The organism is Pseudomonas sp. RV120224-01b (genome assembly GCF_003208145.1).
GTDB classification, from domain to species: domain Bacteria; phylum Pseudomonadota; class Gammaproteobacteria; order Pseudomonadales; family Pseudomonadaceae; genus Aquipseudomonas; species Aquipseudomonas monteilii.
Map to the genome: position 1 here is coordinate 86,454 of NZ_QKMQ01000018.1, position 21,747 is coordinate 108,200.

A 21,747-nucleotide genomic window follows, 5' to 3' on the forward strand; every position below is an offset into this window, starting at 1 on the left:
TCATTGGAGCCTTATGCCACGCTGCTTTTGGTGTACCGACGATCCGTTGTACCAGGCCTACCATGACCAGGAATGGGGAACGCCACAGCGCGACCCGGCGTTGCTCTTCGAGATGCTTTTGCTCGAAGGGTTCCAGGCGGGGCTTTCGTGGATCACTGTTTTGCGCAAACGCGAGCGTTATCGCGAGGTGATGTACGGCTTCGACCCTGTGCAGTTGGCTGCCATGAGCGACGAACGTATCGAAGAACTGATGCAGGATGCCGGCATCATCCGCAACCGGCTCAAACTCAAGGCCGCCCGGCGCAACGCGCAGTCCTGGCTGGCTGTGGATAACCCTGCCGATTGGTTATGGTCGTTCGTTGGCGGGGAGCCGAAGGTCAACCATTTCGCGGGCCGTAGCGATGTGCCGGCGGTCACCGATGAAGCCAAGGCCATGAGCAAGGCCCTGCAGAAAGCCGGCTTCACGTTCGTCGGCCCGACCATCTGCTACGCCTTCATGCAAGCTACCGGCATGGTCATGGACCACACCACCGATTGCGATCGCTACGCCGCCTTGCTGCGCTGAGGGGTTACAATGCGCGCCTTGCTGAAATAAGGAATTCGCCTGTGGAAAAGTTCAAGGGCGCCCTGATGGTCGGGGTGCTGCGCCTGTTTGCCAAGCTGCCCTGGGGCGCTGTGCAGCGCGTCGGCGCGGGTATTGGCTGGCTGATGTGGAAGATCCCCAACAGTTCGCGCAACGTGGTGCGCATCAACCTGGCCAAGTGTTTCCCGGAGATGGACCCGGTTGCCCGTGAGCAACTGGTTGGCCAGGCACTACGGGATATTGGTAAGTCCTTTGTCGAAAGTGCCTGTGCCTGGATCTGGCCGCCGCAGCGTTCGCTGGAGCTGGTCAAGGAAGTGCATGGCCTGGAAGTGCTGGAACAGGCTTTGGCCTCGGGCAAGGGTGTGGTGGGCATCACCAGCCACCTGGGCAACTGGGAAGTGCTGAACCACTTCTACTGCAACCAGTGCAAACCGATCATCTTCTACCGCCCGCCCAAGCTGAAGGCGGTGGATGACCTGCTGCGCGAGCAGCGCGTACAGATGGGCAACCGCGTGGCGCCTTCGACCAAGGAAGGCATTCTCAGCGTGATCAAGGAAGTGCGCCGGGGTGGCCAGGTGGGCATTCCTGCCGACCCGGAGCCAGCGGAATCGGCGGGCGTGTTCGTGCCGTTTCTCGGTACCCAGGCGCTGACCAGCAAGTTCGTGCCGAACATGCTGGCCGGTGGCAAGGCGGTGGGGGTGTTCCTGCATGCCCTGCGGCTGCCGGATGGCTCGGGCTTCAAGGTGTTCCTGGAGGCGGCGCCGGAGGCGATGTACAGCACTGACGTGACCGAGTCGGCGGCGGCGATGAGCAAGGTGGTCGAGCGCTATGTGCGCGAGTACCCGAGCCAGTACATGTGGAGCATGAAGCGCTTCAAGAAGCGCCCGGCTGGCGAGCCGCGCTGGTACTGAGATTGTTGGGGGCGCTTTGCGCCCCATTCGCAGGCAAGCCAGCTCCCACATTGACCGTGCTGGCCAGAGGTTATGCTTTAACCTGAGCAAGCCAAGGGTTTTGCACATGATCCATGGGCCCACTCGGTCCCTGTGGGAGCTGGCTTGCCTGCGATGGGCTGCAGAGCAGCCCCGGCAATTTCAGACTTTGTTGAGCTTCTTCAGGAACACAGTCATCTCTTTCTCGGCCTGTTTGTCCCCATGGGCCTGCGCCGCCACGATCCCGTCCTCCCAGGCCTTGCGCGCCGCCGCCAGGTCACCCTGCAACTGATGCGCCTTGCCCAACAGCTTCCAGGCTGCCGAATACTTCGGATCCTGCTCCACACAGCGTGCCAGGTGCACTGCCGCCTCAGCACCATTGCCCTCATCCAGCCAAGCTTTACCCAGGCCAAACCTCAGCAGCGGGTTATCCACACCCTTGGCCAGCATCTTCTCCAGCGATTCGCGCATGCCCTCTTCTCCTAGAAGAAACTCAAGCCGACGTGGAACAGCTTCTCCACATCCCGAATATGCTTTTTATCCACAACGAACAGGATCACATGGTCACCCGACTCGATGATGGTGTCGTCGTGGGCAATCATCACCTCTTCGTCACGAATGATCGCGCCAATGGTGGTCCCCGGTGGCAGGGCGATGTCTTCGATGGCTTTGCCCACCACCTTGCTCGACTTCGAATCCCCGTGCGCCACCGCTTCGATGGCCTCTGCCGCGCCACGGCGCAGCGAGTGCACGCTGACAATGTCGCCACGGCGCACGTGCGCCAGCAGGGTGCCGATGGTGGCCAACTGCGGGCTGATGGCAATGTCGATATCGCCGCCCTGCACCAGGTCGACATAGGCCGGGTTGTTGATGATGGTCATCACTTTGCCCGCGCCCAGGCGCTTGGCCAGCAGCGACGACATGATGTTGGCTTCGTCGTCGTTGGTCAGGGCCAGGAAAATATCGGCGTCGGCGATGTTCTCTTCGAGCATCAGGTCCTTGTCCGAAGCGCTGCCCTGCAGCACTACAGTGCTTTCCAGGGTATCGGAGAGGTGCCGGCAACGGGCGGGGCTCATCTCGATGATCTTCACCTGATAGCGGCTTTCGATGGCCTCGGCCAAGCGTTCGCCGATCTGCCCGCCGCCCGCGATGACAATGCGCTTGTTGGTTTCGTCGATGCGGCGCAGCTCGCCCATCACGGCGCGGATGTCTTTCTTCGCGGCAATGAAGAACACTTCGTCGTCGGCTTCGATTACCGTGTCGCCCCGTGGGGTGATCGGCCGGTCGCGGCGGAAGATGGCTGCCACGCGGGTATCGACGTTGGGCATGTGCGCACGAATCTGGCGCAGTTGCTGGCCGACCAGCGGGCCACCGTAGTAAGCCTTTACCGCCACCAACTGGGCCTTGCCTTCGGCGAAGTCGATCACCTGCAGCGAGCCCGGGTGCTCGATCAGGCGCTTGATGTAGTTGGTCACCACCTGCTCAGGGCTGATCAGCACGTCGACCGGGATATGGTCGTTGTCGAACAGCTCTTCGCGGGTGAGGTAGGCCGACTCCCGTACCCGGGCGATCTTGGTCGGGGTGTGGAACAGCGAATAGGCTACCTGGCAGGCGACCATGTTGGTTTCATCGCTGTTGGTCACCGCTACCAGCATGTCGGCGTCATCGGCGCCTGCCTGGCGCAGCACCGTCGGTAGCGAGCCGCGGCCTTGCACGGTGCGGATGTCCAGGCGGTCTCCCAGGTCGCGCAGGCGGTCGCCATCGGTGTCGACCACGGTGATGTCGTTGGCTTCGCTGGCCAGGTGCTCTGCCAGCGTACCGCCTACCTGGCCTGCGCCGAGGATGATGATCTTCATCCGCTACTCCCTACCTTTTGTTCTTATCCGCGCGAGGCGGCGATCTTGATCAGCTTGGCATAGTAGAAACCGTCGTGTCCGCCTTCCTGGGCCAGCAGCTGGCGACCGTGGGGCTGGCGCAGCCCGGCCTCGGTGGCCAGGTCCAGCTCACGGGCGCCCGGGGTGCGGGCCAGGAAGGCGTCGATCACTTCGGTGTTCTCGGTCGGCAGGCTGGAGCAGGTGGCGTACAGCAGCATGCCGCCTACTTCCAGGGTCGGCCACAGGGCATCCAGCAGCTCGCCTTGCAGCGAAGCCAGGGCCGGAATGTCGTCGGCCTGGCGAGTCAGCTTGATGTCTGGGTGGCGGCGGATCACGCCAGTGGCCGAGCACGGGGCGTCGAGCAGGATGCGCTGGAATGGCTTGCCGTCCCACCAGCTGGCGGTGTCACGGGCATCGCAGGCGATCAGTTCGGCGTCCAGTTGCAAGCGGTCGAGGTTCTCGCGTACGCGGGTCAGGCGCTTGGCTTCAAGGTCGATCGCCACCACATGGGCCAGGCCAGCTTCGGCTTCGAGCAGGTGGCAGGTTTTGCCTCCCGGGGCGCAGCAGGCGTCCAGCACGCGTTGGCCGGGGGCCAGTTCAAGCAGGTCGGCAGACAGTTGCGCGGCTTCGTCCTGCACGCTCACCCAGCCTTCAGCAAAGCCTGGCAGGCCGCGTACGTCGCAGGCTTCGGCCAGCACGATGCCGTCACGGCTGAACTGGCAGGCACTGGCGGCCACGCCAGCTTCGGTCAGCAGTGCCAGGTAGGCATCGCGGCTGTGGTGGCGGCGGTTGACCCGCAAGATCATCGGCGGGTGGGCATTGTTGGCGGCGCAGATGGCTTCCCACTGCTCCGGCCAGAACGCTTTCAGCGACTTTTGCAGCCAGCGCGGGTGGGCGGTGCGTACCACCGGGTCGCGCTCCATGCTTGCCAACAGCTCCTCGCCTTCGCGCTGGGCGCGGCGCAGCACGGCATTGAGCAGCCCTTTGGCCCACGGCTTCTTCAGCTTGTCGGCACAACCGACGGTTTCGCCGATGGCGGCGTGGGCGGGAATACGGGTGTAGAACAACTGATACAGGCCGACCAGCAGCAGCGCCTGCACATCGGCATCGGCGGCCTTGAACGGCTTTTGCAGCAGTTGCGCGGCCAGCAGGTCGAGTCGAGGCTGCCAGCGTGCGGTGCCGAACGCCAGGTCCTGGGTCAGGCCACGGTCGCGCTCGTCGACCTTGTCCAGCTGCGCCGGCAGCGAGCTGTTCAGCGAAGCCTTGCCGCTAAGTACAGCGGCAAGGGCACGGGCGGCGGCGAGGCGTGGGTTCATTGGCCCAGCACCTTGCCAGCGGCGAACTTCTCGCGGCGGCTGTTGAACAGGTCGCTGAAGTTGAGTGCCTTGCCGCCGGGCAGTTGCAGTCGGGTCAGATTCAGCGCCTGCTCACCGCAGGCGACGACCAGGCCGTCTTTGCTGGCCGACAGGATTTCGCCGGGGGTGCCTGTGCCAGTGGACACGCTGGCCGCCTGGACCTTCACGCTTTCGCCATCGAGGGTGCTGTGGCACGCCAGCCACGGGTTGAAAGCGCGGATCTTGCGCTCCAGCTCAACGGCCGGGCGGCTCCAGTCGATGCGCGCCTCGTCCTTGTTCAGTTTGTGTGCATAAGTAGCCAAGGCATCATCCTGCACTTCGCCTTGCAGCGACCCGTCGGCCAGGCCGGCGATGGCCTGGACTACAGCAGGCGGGCCCATCTCAGCCAGGCGGTCGTGCAAGGTGCCGCCGGTGTCGTCGGCGCTGATCGGGGTCACCACCTTGAGCAGCATCGGGCCGGTGTCCAGGCCTGCTTCCATGCGCATCACGGTTACACCGCTCTCGGCGTCGCCAGCTTCCACGGCACGCTGGATCGGTGCCGCACCGCGCCAGCGTGGCAGCAGCGAGGCGTGGCTATTGATGCAGCCCAGGCGCGGGATATCCAGCACCACCTGGGGCAGGATCAGGCCGTAGGCGACCACCACCATCAGGTCTGGCTTCAACGCAGCCAGTTCAGCCTGTGCGTCGGCGTTGCGCAGGGTTTGCGGCTGGAACACCGGGATGTCATGGGCCACGGCCAGCGCCTTGACCGCACTTGGCATCAGCTTCTGGCCACGGCCGGCAGGGCGGTCGGGCTGGGTGTAGACAGCCACGATTTCGTACGGGCTGTCGAGCAGGGCCTTGAGGTGTTCGGCGGCAAACTCTGGAGTGCCTGCAAAGACGATGCGCATGGAGTTCTCGCTTCAAAAAAGAAAAAGGCTTGCCGGAGCAAGCCTTCTGGAAGGTGGGGATCAGGCTTGCTGGCGGTGCTGCTTTTCCAGCTTCTTCTTGATCCGGTCGCGCTTGAGCTGCGACAGGTAGTCAACGAACAGCTTGCCGTTGAGGTGATCGAATTCGTGCTGCACGCACACCGCCAGCAGGCCTTCGCATTCCAGCTCGTACGGCTTGCCGTCGCGGTCCTGGGCCTTGACCCGTACGCGCAGCGGGCGGTCGACGTTCTCGTAGAAGCCCGGTACCGACAGGCAGCCTTCCTGATACTGGCCCATGTCATGGGTCAGCTCTTCGACCGTGGGGTTGATGAAGACGCGCGGCTCGCTGCGGTCTTCGCTGAGGTCCATGACCACGACCTGCAGGTGCACGTTCACCTGGGTGGCGGCCAGGCCGATGCCAGGGGCTTCGTACATGGTTTCAAACATGTCGTCGATCAGCTGACGCAGGGCGTCGTCGAACACCGTCACCGGCTTGGCGATGGTGCGCAGGCGCGGGTCCGGGAATTCGAGAATGTTCAAGATGGCCATAAGGTCAGGCAGTCACTGTGCGTTCGGTTGAAAACTGAGCACACATAATAAAGGGAAACGGGGATTTCGGCACCTGGCAAGCTCGTCTAGGGTGTTTATGGGCTTGATAGCCTTCAATCAATGGACAGCTTTTCAAAGTGTTACTCACAGAGTTATCCACAGGTTGTGCCACGTAAATGGCCCTGTTTCGATCAAGGATGATCCCTATGCCAATTCACCATTCGTCGCTCTGTTCGCCTGCCGAACTGGATGCACGATTACGTCTGCACTGCCTTACCGGGATGGGACTGCGACGTTTTCGCACGTTGTTCGATGCCTTTGGCAGTGCCTGCTCTGCACTCAGTGCACCGGGTTCGGCCTGGCGTGCACTGGGCATCCCACAGATCACCATTGACGCGCGGCGCAGTGCCGAAGTGCGCGATGGCGCACTGGCCGCAATGGCCTGGCTAGAGCGACCTGGTCAACATTTACTGATGTGGGACGGCCCCGATTACCCTGCATTGCTGGCGGAAATCGACGATGCCCCGCCGCTGCTTTTCGTGGCTGGCGAACCTGCGTTGCTCGAACGTCCACAGCTGGCCATTGTGGGCAGCAGGCGTGCCACACCACCGGCGCTCGACACCGCTGCGGCATTTTCCCGCTACCTGGCGCAGGCCGGTTTCACTATCACCAGCGGCTTGGCTGTGGGTATCGATGGTGCCGCTCATCGGGCTGCTCTGCAGGCTGGTGGGGGTACGATTGGCGTGCTTGGCACGGGGTTGCAAAAACTTTATCCACAGCGGCACCTGGAGCTTGCGCAGGCGATGATCGACCATGGCGGCGCACTGGTTTCCGAGTACCCGCTGAATGCCGGGCCATTGCCCGGCAACTTCCCGCGGCGCAATCGCATCATCAGTGGGCTGTCGTTGGGCGTGCTGGTGGTCGAAGCCAGCCTTGCAAGCGGTTCGTTGATCACTGCCCGGCTGGCGGCCGAGCATGGCCGTGAGGTGTATGCCATACCGGGTTCCATTCACCACCCGGGTTCGAAGGGCTGCCACCAGTTGATCCGTGATGGCGCGCTGCTGGTGGAAAGCGTGGATCAGATCCTGGAGAGCTTGCAGGGTTGGCAAAACCTGCCACCCGCCGTTGTGGACAAATTCGACCATCCCCTGCTTGCCCTGCTGCATGCCGCGCCGCAAACCAGCGAAAGCCTGGCGCATTGCAGCGAGCTGCCGCTGGCCGAAGTGCTGGCGCAACTGACCGAGCTGGAGCTGGAAGGCCGGGTCAGCAATGAAGCCGGGCGTTGGTTTGCCCGTGCGGGCTAAGTACACTGCACACAAGCAAGGTATATAGGCGGAGAGACAGCAATGGTGAGCAGTTTTCGTGTGCAACAAGCCGCACGTGAGGTACGGGCGGGCGCAGTGATCGCCTACCCGACGGAAGCGGTCTGGGGCCTGGGCTGCGACCCGTGGAACGAGGACGCGGTGTATCGCCTGCTGGCGCTGAAATCGCGACCTGTGGATAAAGGGCTGATCCTGATCGCCGACAACATTCGCCAGTTCGACTTCCTGTTCGAGGACTTCCCCGAAGACTGGATCGACCGTATGGGCAGCACCTGGCCGGGGCCGAACACCTGGCTGGTGCCGCATCAGGACCTGTTGCCTGAATGGGTGACCGGCCAGCATGACACCGTGGCGCTGCGGGTCAGTGATCACCCGGTTGTGCGTGAACTGTGCGCGCTGGTGGGGCCGCTGATTTCCACCTCGTGCAACCCCGGCGGGCGCCCGGCGGCGAAGACTCGGTTGCGGGTGGAGCAGTATTTCCATGGCCAGCTGGACATGGTGCTGGGCGGCGCGCTGGGGGGGCGGAAGAACCCGAGTGTGATTCGGAATCTGGCTACTGGCGAAGTGGTGCGCCCGGGCTGAATCTATCCACAGCGCTCGCGGGTGGGCTCGGGCCCTTGTGGGAGCGGGCGCGCCCGCGAAGAATCCAACTCGGTGCCTGGCACGGGCTTCGCCCGTGTTCGCGGGCATGCCCGCTCCCACAGGGTTAGGGCCAATTCACCGCAGGTTTTTCTGATTTTGTCTCGAATGGCTGTCCAGCTAGCCGCTTCGGAAATATCCTACGATCCGTGTCCTCTGCCATCACCTTCTCAGTGGGAACCTCTGCCCTTAGGCTTCAACCGTCGCTGAATAACTTGGCGATCGGGTGTGGTAACCCGGGTTCAGGGTGATCTTGGCAGTCCATGGCGGCTGTTCGCAGGAGGCTTCGTGCCTGCTGGGTTTTAGATCTCCCACCCGGTTTACCACCCTGCGTACAGCTGCCACCCATTCGTGTGGTAACGACTGGGTGGGGCCATGAAGCGAGATCTAATGATGAAGAAGATTGTTCCAGATCCACCCCTACCCTGCACCTCCACCCGCCCCTTCGGCCGCTGCGACGCCGGCCATGACCCACTCTTCACCGTCAACCCGAACATTTCCGCCGAGGACGCTCTGGTCCATGTCGCCCTGTACCTGCGTGGTGCGTATGAGACGGGTTCCAAAGCATTGGAGTATCTGCGCGAAGAAGGCCGTGGCATGTACTGGTCGAGCCTGCATTCCATTGAACTGGCGGAGGGGTTGGTGGAATCGATACTCGATGGGATCGAGTCGCCGACCGATCCGCAGAAGAAGGTGTGAGGGCTGACAGGTATCCGCCTTGATGCATTCATCGTCTGTGAGATCGAGCGCCGCCCGCGCGGCGCTCGGTTTCATAGGCGCTGCAAACCTCACGGCGAACACCTGGCCGCCCTGATGCAATCTTCAGCCTGGCTCAAGGCAGCAGTACGGTCGACCCCACAGTCCGCCGCGCCGACAACTCCGCCTGCGCCTTGGCCGCTTCACTCAGCGGATACCGCTGCTGGATATCCACAACCAGCTTCCCACTCGCAATCATCGCAAACAGGTCATCGGCCATGGCCTGGGTGTTCTCGGCATTGTTGGCATAGCTCGCCAACGTTGGGCGTGTGACATACAGCGACCCCTTCTGCGCCAGAATCCCCAGGTTCACCCCGCTCACCGCGCCCGAGGCATTGCCAAAGCTCACCATCAACCCGCGCGGTTGCAGGCAATCCAGCGAGGTCAGCCAGGTATCGGCACCCACGCCGTCGTACACCACCGGGCATTTCTTGCCATCGGTCAGCTCCAGCACGCGCTTGGCCACATCTTCACGGCTGTAGTCGATGGTTTCCCACGCCCCCAGCGCCTTGGCCCGCTCGGCCTTTTCCGCTGAACTCACGGTGCCGATCAGCTTGGCGCCCAACGCCTTGGCCCACTGGCACGCCAGCGAACCCACACCGCCAGCCGCCGCGTGGAACAGGATCACGTCACCCGCCTTCACCTCATAGGTCTGCTTCAGCAGGTACTGCACGGTCAAACCCTTGAGCATCACCGCCGCTGCCTGCTCGAAGCTGATGCTGTCAGGCAGCTTGACCAGGTTGGCCTCCGGCAGCGTATGCACCTCGCTGTACGCACCCAGCGGGCCGCCGGCATGGGCCACGCGATCCCCTACCTTCAACCGAGTAACGCCTTCGCCCACGGCCTCGACCACGCCCGCAGCCTCGGTGCCCAGGCCCGAAGGCAGGGACGGCGGCGCATACAACCCACTGCGGAAGTAGGTATCGATGAAGTTCAGGCCGATGGCATGGTTACGCACGCGCACCTGCTGCGGCCCCGGTGGGGCGGGTTCGAATTCCACAAACTGCAGCACTTCCGGGCCGCCATGCTGGCTGAACTGGATACGCTTGGCCATCTCGCACTCCTGTCGTCGGGATCGGGAAAAGGCCTTCTATCGGACGCCTTTGCTTGATCGCCGTCAACTGCGGCGCGCGCGCTGGCGGTGGTATGCTACGCGGCGAATTCTTCCCTGCCCGTTCCTGGTGACCCGATGACTAGCCGCACCGAGGCCGTGAAAGCCTACCTGCTCGACCTGCAAGACCGCATCTGCTCTGCCCTCGAAGCTGAAGACGGCGGCGCCCGCTTCGTCGAGGACGCCTGGGTGCGCGAAGCCGGTGGCGGGGGCCGCACGCGGGTGATCGGCGACGGCAAGGTGATCGAGAAAGGCGGGGTCAACTTCTCTCACGTGTTCGGCGCGGGTCTGCCGCCCTCGGCCAGTGCCCACCGCCCTGAGCTGGCGGGCCGTGGTTTCGAGGCCTTGGGCGTGTCGCTGGTGATTCACCCGCACAACCCGCATGTGCCTACTTCCCACGCCAACGTGCGCTTCTTTATCGCCGAAAAGGAAGGTGAAGAAGCTGTGTGGTGGTTCGGTGGTGGCTTCGACCTGACTCCGTACTACGGCAATGAAGAAGACTGCATCCACTGGCACCGCGTGGCCGAGCAGGCCTGCGCGCCGTTCGGTGCCGACGTGTACCCGCGCTACAAGGCCTGGTGCGACCGCTACTTCCACCTCAAGCACCGGGGTGAGCCACGCGGCATTGGCGGGCTGTTCTTCGATGACTTGAACGAGTGGGATTTCGACACCTGCTTTGCCTTCATCCGCGCCATCGGCGATGCCTACGTCAACGCCTACCTGCCGATCATCCAGCGCCGCAAGGACACGCCCTACACCCCGCAGCAGCGCGAGTTTCAGGAATACCGGCGCGGCCGCTACGTGGAGTTCAACCTGGTCTACGACCGTGGCACCCTGTTCGGCCTGCAGTCGGGTGGCCGTACCGAGTCCATCCTCATGTCGCTGCCGCCGCAGGTTCGTTGGGGCTACGACTGGAAGGCTGCGCCCGGCAGCGAAGAAGCGCGCCTGACCGAGTACTTCTTGCAAGACCGCGACTGGCTTGGCCAGTAAGCCTGTGGACAACCAAGGAACCGCCATGGACCAGTACGTCGTTTTCGGTAATCCCATCGGCCACAGCAAGTCGCCGCTGATCCACCGCCTGTTCGCCGAGCAGACCGGCCAGGACCTGGAATACGCCACCCTGCTGGCGCCGCTGGACGAGTTCAGCGATTGCGCGCGCGGCTTCTTCAAGCAAGGCAGTGGCGGCAACGTCACGGTGCCGTTCAAGGAAGAGGCCTACCGCCTGTGCGACAGCCTGACCCCTCGTGCGCAGCGCGCTGGGGCGGTGAACACGCTGAGCAAGCTGGCCGACGGTACCTTGCAGGGCGATAACACCGATGGCGCTGGCCTGGTGCGCGACCTGACGGTGAATGCCGGGGTCGAGCTGGCCGGCAAGCGCATTCTCATCCTGGGGGCCGGTGGCGCCGTGCGTGGCGTGCTGGAGCCGATACTGGCGCACCAGCCGCAGTCGCTGGTGATTGCCAACCGTACCGTGGAAAAAGCCGAGCAACTGGCGCGTGAGTTCGATGAACTGGGGCCGGTGGTGGCCAGTGGGTTTGCCTGGTTGCAGGAGCCGGTGGATGTAATCATCAATGCCACCTCGGCGAGCCTGGCCGGGGAATTGCCTCCGATTGCCGATAGCCTGGTCGAGGCGGGGCGTACGGTTTGCTACGACATGATGTATGGCAAGGAGCCTACGCCGTTTTGCCAGTGGGCTGAGAAGCTGGGCGCGGCCAAGGTGCTGGATGGGTTGGGGATGCTGGCGGAGCAGGCGGCTGAGGCCTTCTTTATCTGGCGTGGCGTTCGGCCGGACACCGCGCCAGTGTTGGCGGAGTTGCGCCGGCAACTTGCCCGGGGCTGAGATTGCCGGGGCCGCTTTGCGGCCCATCGCGACACAAGGCCGCTCCTACAGGGGGTCGCGGTCTGGCGGCAAATCGAGATCCCTGTAGGAGCGGCCTTGTGTCGCGATGGGCTGCAAGGCAGCCCCAGGATCTCAACCCAACCTCACTCTTCAAACCGTATCGGGCACAACGCCACCCCTTCCAGCTTCTGCAACTCCTCGACCACCTGCGGCCTGGCCCGGTGCAAGGTCAAACTCCCCCCCATCCTCATCAACCGCCGCGCCTCGCGGTGCAACATATCCACACCCGAGTAATCGATAAAATTCACCTGTCGCGCATCGATCACCACATGCGGCCCCTGGCAACGCTGCAAGCGCACCTGCAGGTAATGCGCGGCACCAAAGAAGATCGACCCGCCCACCCGCAATACATCCGCATCACCTTCACGGCTCTGCTGTACCCGTGGCCGTGACGTGCGCTTCAGATAGAAGAACAGCGACGCCAGCACCCCGGCATAGATCGCCGTCTGCAATTCCAGCAACAAGGTCGCCGCCGCCGTCAGTGCCATTACCAGAAACTCCGAGCGGCTGACCCGGAACAGTGCGCGAATCCCCCGATGGTCCACCAACCCCCAACAGATCAGCAAAATGCTGCCGGCCATGGCGGGTATCGGCAGGTGTGCGATCAACCCGGCGCCGGTAACGGCGAACAACGCTACCCACAGCGCCGAAAACACCCCGGCCATGGGCGAACGGGCACCTGCCTCATAACTCAGGCCCGAGCGGGTGAAAGAACCGGCAGACAGGTAACCGGAGAAAAATGCACCGGCGATGTTCGACAGGCCCTGTGCCCGTATTTCCTGATCCGGGTCGATCAGCTGTTCTGAACGTGCCGACAACGAGCGGGCAATCGACAGGCTGGTGACCAGCCCCAGCATGCCCACCGCCACAGCGCTGGGTAGCAGGCGCAGCATGAGTTCCACGTCCAGCAAGGGCAGCGGACTGATCGGCGGAAGCTGCCCGGTAAACGCAGTCACCCGCGGCACATGGCCAAAGAAACCCGGCAGCAGCCACGCAGCCAGGCTGACCAGCATCAGGCTTATCAACAGGCTCGGCCAGCGGGGGCGCCAAAATTTGAGCGCCACGCCGATCACCACAGTGGCCAGGCCGAGTATCAGGGATGGCAGGTCGACGTCGCCGGCATGGCTGGCCAGGTCTTGCACGGTCTTCAGCGCCGTAGCTTGGCTGGGCAGGTCCATGCCCAGCAGGTTGGGCATCTGACCCAGGGCAATGACGATGGCAGCACCCAGTGTGAAGCCGAGCACCACGGAATGGGAGACGAAGTTGACCAGCGCACCAAACCGCAAAAGCCCCAGCAGTAGCTGGAAGATGCCGCCGAGGAAGGTCAGCAGCAGTACCAGGGTGATGTAATCGGCGCTGCCCGCCACGGCCAGCGGGCTGATGCTGGCGTAGAGGACGATGGAAATGGCAGCGGTCGGGCCGCAGATCAGGTGCCAGGATGAACCCCATAGGCAAGCGATCAGCACCGGCACGATGGCGGCGTACAGGCCATATTCGGCGGGCAGGCCGGCGATCAGGGCGTAGGCGATGGATTGCGGCAGGGCAAGGATGGCACCGCTCAGGCCCACCAGCAGGTCCTGGCGCAGGCTGCGGCCCGATTGGCGGGGGAGCCAGGTGAGGAAGGGCAGCAGATGGTAGAGACGGGACATTCAGTGTTCCTGTTCAGAATCGCTGGCGAGGGCGTTGCCCTCGTTTCGCGACACAAGGCCGCTCCCACAGGGATTGTGCAAACCGTCAGGCCTACAGTGGACCTGTGGGAGCGGCCTTGTGTCGCGAAAGGGCCGCAAAGCGGCCCCGGCAGCCTAACAGACAAAAATCAGAGTTTGACCTTTACTGCCTCTGCTGCATCCCCGCCACTTTTTGTGGTCACCCCAGCCAACCACCCATCCAGCAACTCGGGATGCGCCTTCACCCAGCCCTTGGCTGCTTCATCAAAGCTGATCTTCTTGTCCACAACCTCGGCCATGATGCTGTTTTCCATGTCCAGCGTGAACTTGAGGTTACCCAACAGCTTCGCCGCATTCGGGCAGGCTTGTGGATAACCCTTGCGGGTCAGCGTATACACCTCGCCTTTGCTGCCGAACCACTTCTCCCCGCCGGTCAGGTAATGCATCTTCAGCTTTACGTTCATCGGGTGCGGTGTCCAGCCGAGGAAGGTAATGAACTGCTGCTTCTTCACTGCCCGGTCGACCTGCGCCAGCATCGCCTGCTCACTGGACTCCACCAGCTTCCACTGACCAAGGTTGAACTCATTCTTGTCGATGATCTCCTTCAGCGACAGGTTGGCCGGTGCGCCGGAGCCGATGCCATACAGCTTCTTGTCGAACTGGTCGGCGTGCTTCTGCAGGTCGGCAAAGTCTTTCACCCCGGCATTCCACACATAGTCGGGCACCGCCAGGGTGAACTCTGTTCCCTCCAGGTTGCGCGACAGCTGCTGCACATCGCCGTTGGCGATGAACTTGTCATGGAAACCTTGCTGGGCTGGCATCCAGTTGCCAAGGAAGGCGTCGACACGGCCATCCTTCAGGCCGCCGTAGATGATCGGTACGGCCAGGCTGTCGATTTTCACCTGGTAGCCCAGGCTTTCCAGCAACAGGCGGGCCACGGCATTGGTCGAAGCGATATCGCTCCAGCCGGGGTCGGCCATTTTCACGGTGCTGCATTGCGCGTCGCTGTCGGCGGCGTGGGCCGTGGCGGCGCCCAGGGCCAGGGCGAACACGGCGGCGGAGAACTTGTGCATGGCGGCCTCTCTTCTCAATCCATGGGTGCGGGCTGTGGATAACGTGCCTTGCGCTCGAGGTCGTCGAGATCGATGTGGTTGCGCATGTACTGTTGGCTGGCGTCCACCAGCGGTTGGTGGTCCCAGCTTTTCAGCTTGCCGATGGCCAGCGCTTCGGCCACCAGGCGGCGGCGGCGCTGGCTGGCCAGCACCTGCTGGCGCAGGTTGGGGATATCCCAACGCTGCTGTGCTTCATCGACCAATGCCTGCAGCAGCGCCTGATGGTCCGGGCTGCCGGTGAGGTTCTCCCGCTCGTGCGGGTCGCGGCTCAGGTCATAGAGTAGGCATGGGTCGTCTTCGCTGTACACGAACTTGTACGGCCCACGGCGGATCATCATCAGCGGGCCGACGGTGCCTTCGGCCATGTATTCGCCGATCACTTCGTCGTGGCCGCCCTGCCCTTGCAGGTGGCTTACCAGCGAGCGGCCGTCCAGGTGCAGGTGGTTATCCACAGCGCCGCCCGCGAGTTCGACCAGGGTTGGCAACAGGTCGCAGGTGGAGACCGAGGCGCTGACCCGGCCTGCTGCGAAGCGCTTCGGCGCATGCACCAGCAGCGGTACCCGCGCCGACATCTCGAACCAGTGCATCTTGTACCAGAGGCCCCGCTCGCCAAGCATGTCGCCGTGGTCGCCGGAGAACACGATCAGGGTGTCGTCGGCCAGGTTGCATTCCTCCAGGGTTTGCAGCAGCTGGCCGATGTTGTCGTCAATGTAGCTGCAAGCGCCAAAGTAGGCGCGGCGGGCATCGCGGATCTTTTCCACAGGTAGCGGCTTGTTCCACAGGTCGTAGACCTTGAGCAGGCGCTGTGAGTGCGGGTCGAGCTCCGACTGGCTGAACCCGGCGTGGGGCATGGGGATATCCACACCCTCGTAGCGGTCCCAGTAGCGCTTGGGGATGGTGTACGGGTCGTGCGGGTGGGTCATGGACACGGTCAGGCAGAACGGCCGGCCATCGTTCTCGCGCACATGGTCGTACAGGTACTGGCGCGCCTTGAACACCACCTCTTCGTCGAAATCCAGCTGGTTGGTGCGCACGCATGGGCCGGCCTGCAGCACCGAGGACATGTTGTGGTACCAGCTGGGGCGCACATCCGGTTCGTCCCAGTTCACCGCCCAGCCGTAGTCGGCGGGGTAGATATCGCTGGTCAGGCGTTCTTCATAGCCGTGCAGCTGGTCCGGGCCGCAGAAGTGCATCTTGCCCGACAGTGCTGTGCGGTAGCCCAGCCGGCGCAGGTAGTGGGCATAGGTTGGCACGTCTGCGGGGAAGTCGGCGGCGTTGTCGTAGGCGCCGATGCGGCTGGGCAACTGGCCGCTGACCAGGGTGAAGCGCGACGGCGCGCACAGCGGGCTGTTGCAGTAGGCCGAGTCGAACACCACCGCCTGCTCGGCCAGGCGGCTAAGGTGCGGCATCTGGATGGGCGAAGGGGCGTAGATCGGCAGCAAAGGTGCGGCCATCTGGTCGGCCATGATGAACAGGATATTCGGGCGCGTCATGGTGGCTTCCATCGTTGAGGGTTATGCGAACCGCTTGCCTACCAAGATGCGACTGTGGCTAACATGGGTAAAGCCCATGGCGGGCAATGACTGGGATTAGCTGCGCTTATGTTTGATCACCTCGCCGAGCTGTCACTGGATACCTTGCGTGTGTTCGAGGCGGCAGCGCGTCTGCGCAGCTTTACTGCCGCCGCGCTGGAGCTGGGTACCACACAACCGGCCGTGAGCCAGCAGGTGAAGCGCCTGGAAGCGCAGTTGGGCACGCGCCTGTTCGACCGGATCTACCGGGGCATCGAGCTGACCGAAGCCGGACAGGTGCTGTTCGAGCAGGTGCATCAGGGATTGCAGGCGATGGATGACGGCATTGCCCAAGCCAGCGGGCGTGGCCAGCGCGAGGTGCTGCAGGTGGCCACTGACTTTGCCTTTGCCGCGTTCTGGCTGATGCCCCGGTTGCAGCGCTTTCACGAAGCTTATCCACAGGTGGATGTGAGCCTGGTGACCGGTGAGCGCAGCCAGGGCATGTTGCGGCCGGACATCGATGTGGCGGTGCTGTTTGGCGATGGGCGCTTTCACCAGGGCGAAAGCCGCTGGCTGTTCGATGAGGAAGTGTTCCCGGTGTGCAGCCCCCGCCTGACCCATGGCAAACCCTTGTCAGCCGTGGCTTTGCAACAGTTGCCCCTGTTGCATTTGAAGGGCGAGCAGGCCAGCCGCTGGTTTGATTGGGCGGGGGTGTTTCGCGGGTTTGGCGTGGCCAGCCCGCCACCTGCGGGGCAGTTGCGCTTTGACAACTACACCTTGCTGATCCAGGCGGCGATTGCCGGTCAGGGTGTGGCGATTGGTTGGCGGCACCTGGTGGATGGCCTGGTGGATCAAGGCTTGCTATGTCGGCCATTAGAGGGGAGCCTGACGTCGAGTCGGGGCTATTATCTGGTTTTGCCACCGCGCAAGCGGCGCGGGGCGTTGATCGAGCGGTTCGTCAGCTGGCTGGAGCAGGAGCGCAGTGGCTGATGGCGGTGTAATCGGGAGTTATCGTGCAAAGAATCAAGGGTTACCACGCACACGTTTATTACGACGCGGCAACGATGGAACAGGCACGTGAGCTGTGTGAGGAGGCGGCGCGGCTGTTCCCTGTGACCATGGGGCGTATGCACCAGAAGCCGGTTGGGCCGCATCCGGACTGGAGTTGCCAGCTGGCGTTCGAGCCGGAATTTGTCGGAGTGGTGTTGCCTTGGTTGGCGCTGTACCGCAAGGGATTGGTGGTGTTCATGCACCCGCTGACCGGAGATGAGCTGGCGGATCACCGGGACCATGCGATCTGGATGGGGGCTGTGCGGCCTTTGGATCTGTCTATTTTTGGTGGGTAAATCTCAGTTGCCTGTGATGGCCTCATCGCCGGCAAGCCAGCTCCCACAGGATTTTCACAGGGCCTGAGGGCGGCGCTGTACCTGTGGGAGCTGGCTTGCCGGCGATGAAGGCGACGCGGTTTAGCGACGAGCCCCGCGCACGCCTTCAGCCAGTGCCGAGCACAGGCTCAATACATCATTCACTGCCTGGTCGGCACTAGTGGCCTGGGCAATCTTGTCGACCAGCGCCGACCCCACCACCACACCATCCGCCAAGCGGGCGATGTTCGCGGCCTGCTCCGGCGTACGAATGCCGAAACCAACGCTGATCGGCAGATCGGTATGCCGACGCAGGCGGGCAATGGCCTCGGTCACGTGCTCGGTGGTCGCCGAGCCGGCACCGGTTACACCCGCCACCGACACGTAGTAGACGAACCCGGAGCTGCGCTCCAGCACGCGCGGCAGGCGCGCATCGTCGGTGGTCGGGGTGGTCAGGCGGATGAAGTCGATACCGGCGGCCTGGGCCGGGGTGGCCAGTTCGGCGTCGTGCTCGGGCGGCAGGTCGACGATGATCAGGCCATCGACCCCGGCTTGCTTGGCTTCAGCCACGAACTTTTCCACGCCAAAGCGGTGGATCGGGTTGTAGTAGCCCATCAGCACGATCGGCGTGGTGTGGTTATCCACACGGAATTCGCGAACCATCTGCAGGGTCTTGGCCAGCGTCTGGCCAGCTTCCAAGGCGCGCAGGGTGGCCAGCTGGATGGCCACGCCGTCGGCCATCGGGTCGGTGAACGGCATGCCCAGTTCGATCACGTCGGCGCCAGCGGCCGGCAGGCCCTTGAGGATCTGCAGCGAGGCGTCGTAGCCCGGGTCGCCTGCGGTGACGAAGGTGACCAGTGCCGAACGGCCTTCGGCCTTCAGTTCGGCGAAGCGTTGTTCAAGACGGCTCATGCCTGTTTCTCCTGGGCGGCCATGTGGTTCATGACGGTTTGCATGTCTTTGTCGCCGCGGCCCGACAGGCACACGACCATCAGGTGGTCCTTGGGCAGCTTCGGTGCGCGCTTGATCGCTTCGGCCAGGGCGTGGGAGCTTTCCAGGGCCGGGATGATGCCTTCCAGGCGGCAGGTGGCGTGGAACGCATCCAGCGCTTCGTCGTCGGTGATGCTGACGTACTCGACGCGCTTCACTTCGTGCAGGTAGGCGTGCTCAGGGCCGATACCCGGGTAGTCCAGGCCTGCGGAAATCGAGTGGGCGTCGGTGATCTGGCCGTCTTCATCCTGCAGCAGGTAGGTGCGGTTGCCGTGCAACACGCCCGGTACACCGCCGTTCAGGCTGGCGGCGTGCTTGTCGGTGTGTACGCCGTGGCCACCGGCTTCGACGCCGATGATCTGCACACTTGGCTCTTCGAGGAATTCATGGAACAGGCCCATGGCGTTGGAACCGCCCCCCACGCAGGCAACCAGGCTGTCTGGCAGGCGGCCTTCTTTTTCTTGCAGCTGGGCGCGGGTTTCCTTGCCGATGATCGACTGGAAGTCACGGACCATGGCCGGGTACGGGTGTGGGCCGGCCACGGTACCGATCAGGTAGAAGGTGTCTTCGACGTTGGTGACCCAGTCACGCAGGGCTTCGTTCATGGCGTCTTTCAGGGTGCCGGTGCCGGCAGTGACCGGGACGATCTCGGCGCCCAGCAGTTTCATGCGGAACACGTTGGCCTGCTGGCGCTCGATGTCGGTGGCGCCCATGTAGATCACGCAAGGCAGGCCGAAGCGGGCGGCGACGGTGGCAGTGGCCACGCCGTGCATGCCGGCGCCGGTTTCGGCGATCAGGCGCTTCTTGCCCATGCGCTTGGCCAGCAGCACCTGGCCGATGCAGTTGTTCACCTTGTGCGCGCCGGTGTGGTTGAGCTCTTCACGCTTGAAGAAGATCTTGGCGCCGCCACAGTGTTCGGTCAGGCGCTCGGCGAAGTACAGCGGGTTCGGGCGGCCGATGTAGTCGCGCTGGAAGTAGGCCAGCTCTTCGAGGAACTTGGGGTCTGCCTTGGCCGCTTCGTATTCGCGGGCCAGGTCCAGCACCAGTGGCATCAGGGTTTCGGCCACGTAGCGGCCGCCGAACGAGCCGAACAGGCCGTTGGCGTCGGGGCCGGGGCGGTATTGGGACTGGGTCATGGGGCGCTCCAGGGCGTAATGAATGAGTGATGGGCTTTACTCTAACCACGGCAAGCCCGGCTGAAAACCGATAAGATTGCGCAAACTTGTCAGAAAAACTCACAGGTAAAATGGCCCACGACCTCCCTCCCCTCAATGCACTGCGGGCATTCGAAGCCACCGCCCGGCTTAACAGCGTCAGCCAGGCGGCCGAGGCCCTTCATGTGACCCACGGTGCCGTCAGCCGGCAGATCAAGGTGCTTGAAGAGCACTTGGGCGTGGCCCTGTTCGTCAAGGACGGGCGCGGCATCAAACTCACAGATGCCGGGGTGCGCCTGCGTGATGCCAGCGGCGAAGCCTTCGACCGGCTGCGCAGCGTGTGTGCCGAGCTCAGCCGTGATGTCAGCGAAGCGCCGTTCGTGTTGGGCTGCTCCGGTAGCCTGCTGGCGCGCTGGTTCATCCCTCGGTTGGGGCGGCTACAGGCGGATTTGCCCGAACTGCGCCTGCACCTGTCGGCGGGTGAAGGTGACCTCGACCCGCGACGACCCGGGCTGGACGCGCTGTTGGTGTATGCCGAGCCGCCGTGGCCTGCGGACATGCAGGTGTATGTACTGGCCGAGGAACGTATCGGGCCAGTGGTGAGCCCCCATTACGCCGGCTTTGAACGCTTGCAGGGGGCGCCTGCCAAGGCGTTGCTGGGTGAAGCCCTGCTGCACACCACCTCGCGCCCGCAGGCCTGGCCCACCTGGGCGCTGGAACAGAGGCTGGACCCTGCAGCCATTCACTATGGCCAGGCGTTCGAGCACCTGTATTACTTGCTGGAAGCCGCTGTGGCAGGTTTGGGTGTGGCGATTGCGCCACAGCCATTGGTCGCTGATGACCTGCGTGCGGGCCGCTTGAGTGCGCCGTGGGGCTTTTCCCCTACGCCTGCCGCGCTGGCGCTGTGGGTGCCCAGGCGCGCCGCAGACGGGCGCGCCGAGCAGTTGGCGCAGTGGCTACGTGCCGAATTGGCGCGGCAGAGCGCCTAGTTGCGTTTGCACATCAGGTAGGCCGCCAGCAGGCCCAGTGCGCCAATGGCCACGCCAGCGGTGGTGTACGGGTGTTCCTGGGCGTAGTCGCGGGTGGCGATGCCGGTCTGACGGGTGCGCTGTTTCACCTCTTCGTAGGCATCGCTCAGCAGGCTGCGCGAATGACGAAGGGCACTTTCAGCGTTGCTGCGGATTGCCTTCACCGACTTCTGGGACTCTTCCGACGCATCGTGCTTGAGGTTCTCCAGGCTTTTCAGAAGGCTCTCGATCTCCGCTTCCATGCTTTCCAGGGACGTTTTACGCAGCGAATTACGGTGCATGTTGACTCTCCTTTGCAGTATGGGCTGTAAGAAGTGCGACCGTTGGCTTGCGTGAAAGTGCGATCGAACTTTGGCCATGGGTGACGGTTCGCAGATAAACCAGGCCTGCGCTGCTAGGCTAAAAAATCACCGTCACCCAAGGAGAGCGCTCATGACCGATCATCACACGTACAAGAAGATCGAACTGGTGGGGTCTTCGCCTACCAGCATCGAAGAGGCGATCAACAATGCCCTGGCCGAAGCGGGCAAGAGCATCAAGCACCTGGAGTGGTTCGAGGTGGTCGATACCCGTGGCCATATCCGCGATAACAAGGCCGCGCACTTCCAGGTCACGCTGAAAGTCGGTTTCCGTATCGCCAACAGCTGATGCTGCGCCGGGGTAGATGATCCCGGCTTGATGGGGTATTTAGGAAGGGGGCGCCTTGGCGGGCGCCCTTTCTGATTTCATCTGCACAAGGAAAGCGATCGATGAACAAACTGATTCTGGCCCTGGGCCTGATGACCCTGGCTGGCGGCGCCATGGCGGCGGGCAAGCCGTGCGAAGAGCTGAAGGCGGAGATTGCGGCCAAGCTGGATGCCAAGGGCGTGAAGGGGTACACCCTGGAGATCGTCAACAAGGGCGACCCGGCCGGCAAGGTAATTGGTAGCTGCGAAGCCGGTACCAAGGAAATTGTGTACCGCCGCGGCTAATGTGCTGGATTCTTCGCGGGCTTG

Annotated in this window: 24 protein-coding genes; 12 read left to right on the forward strand and 12 right to left on the reverse strand. The window is 63.3% G+C overall.

Annotation, left to right across the window (positions count from 1 at the left end):
- Positions 1-13 precede the first annotated feature (13 nt).
- Together N436_RS23245 and N436_RS23250 are read left to right on the forward strand one after the other, a co-directional pair.
- A complete protein-coding gene (locus N436_RS23245; RefSeq protein ID WP_110742055.1) occupies positions 14-565 on the forward strand; it encodes a DNA-3-methyladenine glycosylase I in 552 nt (183 codons plus the stop codon).
- A gap of 41 nt (positions 566-606) precedes the next feature.
- On the forward strand, positions 607-1,494 hold the full coding sequence (locus N436_RS23250; protein WP_016712792.1) for a lysophospholipid acyltransferase: 888 nt from the start codon (positions 607-609) through the stop codon (positions 1,492-1,494).
- 180 nt (positions 1,495-1,674) lie between these two features.
- Here the strand turns inward: N436_RS23250 and N436_RS23255 are convergent, their stop codons facing one another.
- Genes N436_RS23255 through def form a run of 5 tightly spaced genes read right to left on the reverse strand, consistent with a single transcriptional unit; the run spans position 1,675 to position 6,198 of the window.
- Positions 1,675-1,983 (reverse strand): tetratricopeptide repeat protein, encoded by a 309-nt coding sequence (locus tag N436_RS23255; RefSeq protein WP_019473745.1) that lies wholly within the window; start codon positions 1,981-1,983, stop codon positions 1,675-1,677.
- Positions 1,984-1,994: 11 nt separating this feature from the next.
- On the reverse strand, positions 1,995-3,368 hold the full coding sequence (gene trkA, locus N436_RS23260; protein WP_110742056.1) for a Trk system potassium transporter TrkA: 1,374 nt from the start codon (positions 3,366-3,368) through the stop codon (positions 1,995-1,997).
- 23 nt (positions 3,369-3,391) lie between these two features.
- Entirely contained in the window at positions 3,392-4,702 is a 1,311-nt protein-coding gene (gene rsmB, locus N436_RS23265) for a 16S rRNA (cytosine(967)-C(5))-methyltransferase RsmB (protein WP_110742057.1), read from the reverse strand.
- Complete coding sequence (fmt, locus tag N436_RS23270) at positions 4,699-5,631, reverse strand: methionyl-tRNA formyltransferase (protein WP_110742058.1); 933 nt, start codon at positions 5,629-5,631, stop codon at positions 4,699-4,701. Before fmt ends, rsmB begins: the two co-directional genes overlap by 4 nt.
- Positions 5,632-5,691: 60 nt before the next feature.
- The gene (gene def, locus N436_RS23275; protein ID WP_016712797.1) at positions 5,692-6,198 is read right to left on the reverse strand and encodes a peptide deformylase; all 507 of its coding nucleotides are present in this window, start codon (positions 6,196-6,198) and stop codon (positions 5,692-5,694) included.
- Positions 6,199-6,404: 206 nt separating this feature from the next.
- On the opposite strand from def, the gene dprA reads away from it, so the two are divergent.
- The 3 genes from dprA to N436_RS23295 all read left to right on the forward strand — a co-directional run bounded on the left by dprA (position 6,405) and on the right by N436_RS23295 (position 8,858).
- Positions 6,405-7,502 carry a DNA-processing protein DprA gene (gene dprA, locus N436_RS23280; RefSeq protein ID WP_110742059.1) on the forward strand — a complete coding sequence of 366 codons (1,098 nt, stop codon included), beginning with the start codon at positions 6,405-6,407 and terminating at the stop codon, positions 7,500-7,502.
- A gap of 42 nt (positions 7,503-7,544) precedes the next feature.
- A complete protein-coding gene (locus N436_RS23285; RefSeq protein WP_060499858.1) occupies positions 7,545-8,102 on the forward strand; it encodes an L-threonylcarbamoyladenylate synthase in 558 nt (185 codons plus the stop codon).
- A gap of 447 nt (positions 8,103-8,549) precedes the next feature.
- On the forward strand, positions 8,550-8,858 hold the full coding sequence (locus tag N436_RS23295) for a hypothetical protein (protein WP_105947096.1): 309 nt from the start codon (positions 8,550-8,552) through the stop codon (positions 8,856-8,858).
- Positions 8,859-8,991: 133 nt separating this feature from the next.
- Here N436_RS23295 and N436_RS23300 read toward each other — a convergent pair whose 3' ends face one another.
- Complete coding sequence (locus N436_RS23300) at positions 8,992-9,969, reverse strand: NADPH:quinone reductase (protein ID WP_105947095.1); 978 nt, start codon at positions 9,967-9,969, stop codon at positions 8,992-8,994.
- A 135-nt stretch (positions 9,970-10,104) separates the two neighbouring features.
- Here N436_RS23300 and hemF point away from each other — a divergent pair, with 135 nt between their 5' ends.
- Positions 10,105-11,016: an oxygen-dependent coproporphyrinogen oxidase gene (gene hemF / locus N436_RS23305; RefSeq protein ID WP_019098072.1), complete on the forward strand. Its 912-nt coding sequence runs from the start codon at positions 10,105-10,107 to the stop codon at positions 11,014-11,016.
- A 25-nt stretch (positions 11,017-11,041) separates the two neighbouring features.
- On the forward strand, positions 11,042-11,866 hold the full coding sequence (aroE, locus tag N436_RS23310) for a shikimate dehydrogenase (protein WP_085676584.1): 825 nt from the start codon (positions 11,042-11,044) through the stop codon (positions 11,864-11,866).
- 143 nt (positions 11,867-12,009) lie between these two features.
- On the opposite strand, the gene N436_RS23315 is transcribed toward aroE, so the two are convergent.
- The 3 genes from N436_RS23315 to betC all read right to left on the reverse strand — a co-directional run bounded on the left by N436_RS23315 (position 12,010) and on the right by betC (position 16,198).
- A complete protein-coding gene (locus N436_RS23315) occupies positions 12,010-13,575 on the reverse strand; it encodes a SulP family inorganic anion transporter (RefSeq protein WP_110742060.1) in 1,566 nt (521 codons plus the stop codon).
- A 167-nt stretch (positions 13,576-13,742) separates the two neighbouring features.
- Positions 13,743-14,666, reverse strand: coding sequence for a choline ABC transporter substrate-binding protein (gene choX, locus N436_RS23320; RefSeq protein ID WP_110742061.1), 924 nt, complete (start codon positions 14,664-14,666; stop codon positions 13,743-13,745).
- 14 nt (positions 14,667-14,680) lie between these two features.
- Positions 14,681-16,198 carry a choline-sulfatase gene (gene betC / locus N436_RS23325; protein WP_110742062.1) on the reverse strand — a complete coding sequence of 506 codons (1,518 nt, stop codon included), beginning with the start codon at positions 16,196-16,198 and terminating at the stop codon, positions 14,681-14,683.
- A gap of 108 nt (positions 16,199-16,306) precedes the next feature.
- Here betC and N436_RS23330 point away from each other — a divergent pair, with 108 nt between their 5' ends.
- Positions 16,307-17,206 (forward strand): LysR family transcriptional regulator, encoded by a 900-nt coding sequence (locus N436_RS23330; protein WP_105947090.1) that lies wholly within the window; start codon positions 16,307-16,309, stop codon positions 17,204-17,206.
- 23 nt (positions 17,207-17,229) lie between these two features.
- Positions 17,230-17,562 carry a DOPA 4,5-dioxygenase family protein gene (locus N436_RS23335; RefSeq protein ID WP_019098078.1) on the forward strand — a complete coding sequence of 111 codons (333 nt, stop codon included), beginning with the start codon at positions 17,230-17,232 and terminating at the stop codon, positions 17,560-17,562.
- A gap of 120 nt (positions 17,563-17,682) precedes the next feature.
- Here N436_RS23335 and trpA read toward each other — a convergent pair whose 3' ends face one another.
- Together trpA and trpB are read right to left on the reverse strand one after the other, a co-directional pair.
- Positions 17,683-18,492: a tryptophan synthase subunit alpha gene (gene trpA, locus N436_RS23340; RefSeq protein WP_019098079.1), complete on the reverse strand. Its 810-nt coding sequence runs from the start codon at positions 18,490-18,492 to the stop codon at positions 17,683-17,685.
- Positions 18,489-19,706 (reverse strand): tryptophan synthase subunit beta, encoded by a 1,218-nt coding sequence (gene trpB / locus N436_RS23345; RefSeq protein ID WP_015268451.1) that lies wholly within the window; start codon positions 19,704-19,706, stop codon positions 18,489-18,491. The genes trpA and trpB overlap by 4 nt, the downstream gene beginning before the upstream one ends.
- Positions 19,707-19,816: 110 nt before the next feature.
- On the opposite strand from trpB, the gene N436_RS23350 reads away from it, so the two are divergent.
- Complete coding sequence (locus N436_RS23350) at positions 19,817-20,713, forward strand: LysR family transcriptional regulator (RefSeq protein WP_105947087.1); 897 nt, start codon at positions 19,817-19,819, stop codon at positions 20,711-20,713.
- Here N436_RS23350 and N436_RS23355 read toward each other — a convergent pair.
- Positions 20,710-21,033, reverse strand: coding sequence for a YqjD family protein (locus tag N436_RS23355; RefSeq protein ID WP_016712811.1), 324 nt, complete (start codon positions 21,031-21,033; stop codon positions 20,710-20,712). The two genes, N436_RS23350 and N436_RS23355, sit on opposite strands and share 4 nt — an antisense overlap.
- A gap of 151 nt (positions 21,034-21,184) precedes the next feature.
- Between N436_RS23355 and N436_RS23360 the strand changes: the two genes are divergently transcribed.
- On the forward strand, positions 21,185-21,400 hold the full coding sequence (locus N436_RS23360; RefSeq protein WP_003253076.1) for a dodecin: 216 nt from the start codon (positions 21,185-21,187) through the stop codon (positions 21,398-21,400).
- Between the two features lie 101 nt (positions 21,401-21,501).
- Entirely contained in the window at positions 21,502-21,723 is a 222-nt protein-coding gene (locus N436_RS23365; RefSeq protein ID WP_019098081.1) for a DUF1161 domain-containing protein, read from the forward strand.
- Positions 21,724-21,747 lie beyond the last annotated feature (24 nt).

Coding starts and splice junctions, on each gene's coding strand:
- betC (WP_110742062.1), bottom strand. CDS start 16,198: ATGACGCGCCCGAATATCCTGTTCATCATGGCCGACCAGATGGCCGCA.
- N436_RS23255 (WP_019473745.1), bottom strand. CDS start 1,983: ATGCGCGAATCGCTGGAGAAGATGCTGGCCAAGGGTGTGGATAACCCG.
- aroE (WP_085676584.1), top strand. CDS start 11,042: ATGGACCAGTACGTCGTTTTCGGTAATCCCATCGGCCACAGCAAGTCG.
- N436_RS23285 (WP_060499858.1), top strand. CDS start 7,545: ATGGTGAGCAGTTTTCGTGTGCAACAAGCCGCACGTGAGGTACGGGCG.
- N436_RS23350 (WP_105947087.1), top strand. CDS start 19,817: ATGGCCCACGACCTCCCTCCCCTCAATGCACTGCGGGCATTCGAAGCC.
- trpA (WP_019098079.1), bottom strand. CDS start 18,492: ATGAGCCGTCTTGAACAACGCTTCGCCGAACTGAAGGCCGAAGGCCGT.
- N436_RS23365 (WP_019098081.1), top strand. CDS start 21,502: ATGAACAAACTGATTCTGGCCCTGGGCCTGATGACCCTGGCTGGCGGC.
- choX (WP_110742061.1), bottom strand. CDS start 14,666: ATGCACAAGTTCTCCGCCGCCGTGTTCGCCCTGGCCCTGGGCGCCGCC.
- trpB (WP_015268451.1), bottom strand. CDS start 19,706: ATGACCCAGTCCCAATACCGCCCCGGCCCCGACGCCAACGGCCTGTTC.
- rsmB (WP_110742057.1), bottom strand. CDS start 4,702: ATGAACCCACGCCTCGCCGCCGCCCGTGCCCTTGCCGCTGTACTTAGC.
- N436_RS23355 (WP_016712811.1), bottom strand. CDS start 21,033: ATGCACCGTAATTCGCTGCGTAAAACGTCCCTGGAAAGCATGGAAGCG.
- N436_RS23315 (WP_110742060.1), bottom strand. CDS start 13,575: ATGTCCCGTCTCTACCATCTGCTGCCCTTCCTCACCTGGCTCCCCCGC.
- def (WP_016712797.1), bottom strand. CDS start 6,198: ATGGCCATCTTGAACATTCTCGAATTCCCGGACCCGCGCCTGCGCACC.
- N436_RS23360 (WP_003253076.1), top strand. CDS start 21,185: ATGACCGATCATCACACGTACAAGAAGATCGAACTGGTGGGGTCTTCG.
- trkA (WP_110742056.1), bottom strand. CDS start 3,368: ATGAAGATCATCATCCTCGGCGCAGGCCAGGTAGGCGGTACGCTGGCA.
- hemF (WP_019098072.1), top strand. CDS start 10,105: ATGACTAGCCGCACCGAGGCCGTGAAAGCCTACCTGCTCGACCTGCAA.
- fmt (WP_110742058.1), bottom strand. CDS start 5,631: ATGCGCATCGTCTTTGCAGGCACTCCAGAGTTTGCCGCCGAACACCTC.
- dprA (WP_110742059.1), top strand. CDS start 6,405: ATGCCAATTCACCATTCGTCGCTCTGTTCGCCTGCCGAACTGGATGCA.
- N436_RS23295 (WP_105947096.1), top strand. CDS start 8,550: ATGATGAAGAAGATTGTTCCAGATCCACCCCTACCCTGCACCTCCACC.
- N436_RS23330 (WP_105947090.1), top strand. CDS start 16,307: ATGTTTGATCACCTCGCCGAGCTGTCACTGGATACCTTGCGTGTGTTC.
- N436_RS23245 (WP_110742055.1), top strand. CDS start 14: ATGCCACGCTGCTTTTGGTGTACCGACGATCCGTTGTACCAGGCCTAC.
- N436_RS23300 (WP_105947095.1), bottom strand. CDS start 9,969: ATGGCCAAGCGTATCCAGTTCAGCCAGCATGGCGGCCCGGAAGTGCTG.